Origin of the sequence: Priestia flexa NBRC 15715 (assembly GCF_001591565.1) — a bacterium.
Taxonomy (GTDB): Bacteria; Bacillota; Bacilli; order Bacillales; family Bacillaceae_H; genus Priestia; species Priestia flexa.
On record NZ_BCVD01000201.1, the window covers coordinates 1 to 3,143 of the forward strand.

Annotated in this window: 2 protein-coding genes; both read left to right on the forward strand. The window is 38.3% G+C overall.

Annotation, left to right across the window (positions count from 1 at the left end; all coding sequences use genetic code 11):
- The first annotated feature begins 125 nt into the window (after window positions 1–125).
- Window positions 126–1,607 carry a leucyl aminopeptidase gene (locus BFL01S_RS19260; RefSeq protein ID WP_061786681.1) on the forward strand — a complete coding sequence of 494 codons (1,482 nt, stop codon included), beginning with the start codon at window positions 126–128 and terminating at the stop codon, window positions 1,605–1,607.
- 182 nt (window positions 1,608–1,789) lie between these two features.
- The gene (locus tag BFL01S_RS19265) at window positions 1,790–3,118 is read left to right on the forward strand and encodes a Na+/H+ antiporter family protein (RefSeq protein ID WP_025908065.1); all 1,329 of its coding nucleotides are present in this window, start codon (window positions 1,790–1,792) and stop codon (window positions 3,116–3,118) included.
- Window positions 3,119–3,143: the final 25 nt, after the last annotated feature.

A 3,143-nucleotide genomic window follows, 5' to 3' on the forward strand; every position in this document is an offset into this window, starting at 1 on the left:
ATTTTGGTTGCTATAAATTAGACATAAATGAATGTACTCGTTATTTTTATTTTTTCATGAGACAATGTTACATATAAAGAGCTCTGTAGCTTTTAAGAGATTCGAACATGAAAGGATGATTATAGATGTTTCAGTTACATACTAATCTAAATTTAGAAAGGGAAACAGAAGCGCTAGTAGTAGGTGTTTTTCATAAAAATGATTCATTTGAAGGACCTCTAGAAGAAATCAATGGGATGTTTGATGGCTATCTTTCACAGCTTGTAAAAGCAGGGGACATTAACGTTAATGAAAAGCAGGTTTCAGTTATTCCAACGTTTAACAAGATAGGAGCGAAGCGTCTAATCTTTATCGGTTTAGGTAGAAACAGCGGACTGACAGAGGAAACCTTAAAAGAAGCATATGGAAAGCTCTTTCAACGTATTAAGGTAAGTCAGTTAACAGAAGTGACTATTGCACTTTCTACTTTTACAACCTCTGTTATTAGTGAAGAAATGTCTGCACGCTTATTAGGTGAAATGAGTCAGCTATCTACATATGAATTTGAACATTATAAGAAGCGCTCGAATCTACCAAGCGTTCAGCTTGAAAAAATAAATATCATTGCTTCTAATAATATCGAGAGTGCTGTTGAGCGCGGTTATGTGTATGGTAAAGCTACAAATTCAGCCCGTACGCTCGTAAATTTACCAAGTAATATGCTAACGGCAACAGATTTAGCTGATTATGCTCAAAAATTAGCCGATAAGTATGGGTTTGAATGCGAAATTCTTGAAAAAGAAGAGATGGAAACGTTAGGGATGGGAGCTTTACTCGCCGTTAACCAAGGATCTACTGAACCTCCTAAAATGATTACATTAAAATATCAAGGGAAAAGTGAGTGGAAGGATGTTATCGGCCTAGTAGGAAAAGGTATTACCTTCGATACAGGTGGCTACTCAATCAAGTCAAAATCCGGGATTGTTGGGATGAAGACGGATATGGGCGGAGCGGCATCGGTGTTAGGAGCAATGGAAGTGATTGGTGAAACAAAACCAAAGCAAAACGTTGTAATGGTCATTCCATCTACGGATAACGTAATTAGCGCAACGGCATTTAAGCCAGATGATGTGATTACAGCTATGAGCGGAAAAACTATTGAAGTATTGAATACAGATGCAGAAGGACGACTGGCTCTAGCAGATGCCATAACGTATGCTAAACACCATGGAGCTTCCTATTTAGTTGATGTAGCAACGTTAACAGGTGGTGTTATTGTAGCTTTAGGAACACATACAACAGGTGCAATGACGAATGATTCCGCTTTTTATGAGAAGCTAAAGGATGCAAGTCAACAGACTGGTGAGATGATTTGGCAACTGCCTATCGCAGAAAAAGATAAAAAGAAGGTGAGAAGCAGTAAAGTAGCGGATTTGAACAACTCACCAGGACGAGAAGGACATGCGATTATGGCAGGAACCTTCCTATTAGAATTTGCGGAAAACACCCCGTGGATTCACTTGGACATTGCTGGAACGGCTACAACAAACGGCGCTAGTTCGTATGGTCCTTCTGGTGCAACAGGCGTTATGGTACGTACATTAGCTCAATTAATTCATGATTTTTAAACAATATTATAGTGGATAATAAAAGCGTGGATGATTCATTCATCCATGCTTTTTGTATAAGAAAACGGTTTAATCAAACGTTTGTTTAGATTTCCCATTGACATTTGAGTGTGAGGTATTATAATGAGTGTATTGTTTTAATTCTCTAATTGTTTAACACACTAAAGTACGGAGGTTTCAAAATGAATGCAGTTTTAGTAGCTGTAGCTGTTATGCTTGTGCTGAGTTTACTTCGTATTAACGTTGTTTTCTCTCTAGCTATAGGTGCTCTCATCGGAGGACTTGTTGGAGGAATTAGCTTAACAGATACAGTCAATATATATACAGAAGGTTTAGGAAATAGTGCATCTGTAGCTTTAAGCTATGGACTGCTCGGAGCGTTTGCTGTTGTAATTTCAAGAACAGGTCTTCCCAACGCAGTAGTAGCAGTTGCACTAAAGATTGTTGGACGCGAAGGAGATACAAAAAGAAAAGCACTTTCTAAAGTACTTATTTTATTAATTATCTTGATTATTTCATGCTTTTCACAAAACGTAATTCCTGTACACATTGCGTTTATTCCATTGCTAATTCCACCGTTGTTAACAGTATTTAATCAACTCGAAATCGATCGTCGTCTTGTTGCAACTGTCATCACGTTTGGATTAGTGACACCATACATGCTTCTACCAGCAGGGTTTGGGAAAATCTATCATGATATTCTTGCAACAAACGTACAAGAGAATGGTTTAGTTGTACACGACGGTGATATCGTTAAAGCAATGGCGTTGCCTGCGTTAGGAATGGTTATTGGCTTGCTTGTAGCGGTCTTTATTTCATATCGTAAGCCCCGTGTTTATAAAGATAGTAAGCTAACAGTGAACGAAGAAACTAGCGATAATGGACTTTCGTATACAAGAAAAGGTATTATCATTTCATTAATAGCTATTTTTGTTGCATTAGCGGTGCAAATTCCATTAGACTCCATGATTTTTGGTTCACTTGCAGGCATTATCGTAGTATACCTAAGCGGTGTTGTGAAATGGAACGAAGCGGATACGGTTTTAACTGATGGTATGCGTATGATGGCATTTATTGGATTTGTTATGCTGTCAGCTTCAGGTTTCGCTAAAGTAATTCAAGAAACGGGAGACGTAGAAACCCTTGTTCAAGGTTCTGTTAATTTAATCGGGGGCAATCAAGTACTAGGAATTTTGTTAATGCTTGTAATTGGTTTATTGGTTACGATGGGAATCGGCTCATCATTTTCAACGATTCCAATCATTGCTACAATTTTCGTGCCACTTTGTTTAGAATTAGGTCTCAGTCCGTTGGCAACTATTTCAGTTATTGGAACAGCGGGTGCGTTGGGGGATGCAGGTTCTCCTGCTTCAGATAGCACGTTAGGGCCGACTTCAGGTTTATCCGTAGACCGTCAGCATAATCATATTTGGGATACATGTGTGCCAACTTTTTTACACTATAACATTCCGTTAATTATTTTTGGATGGATTGCTGCACTTGTACTATAAAGAAAGAAGAAGGCTGGGACATAAG

Coding starts and splice junctions, on each gene's coding strand:
- BFL01S_RS19260 (WP_061786681.1), top strand. CDS start 126: ATGTTTCAGTTACATACTAATCTAAATTTAGAAAGGGAAACAGAAGCG.
- BFL01S_RS19265 (WP_025908065.1), top strand. CDS start 1,790: ATGAATGCAGTTTTAGTAGCTGTAGCTGTTATGCTTGTGCTGAGTTTA.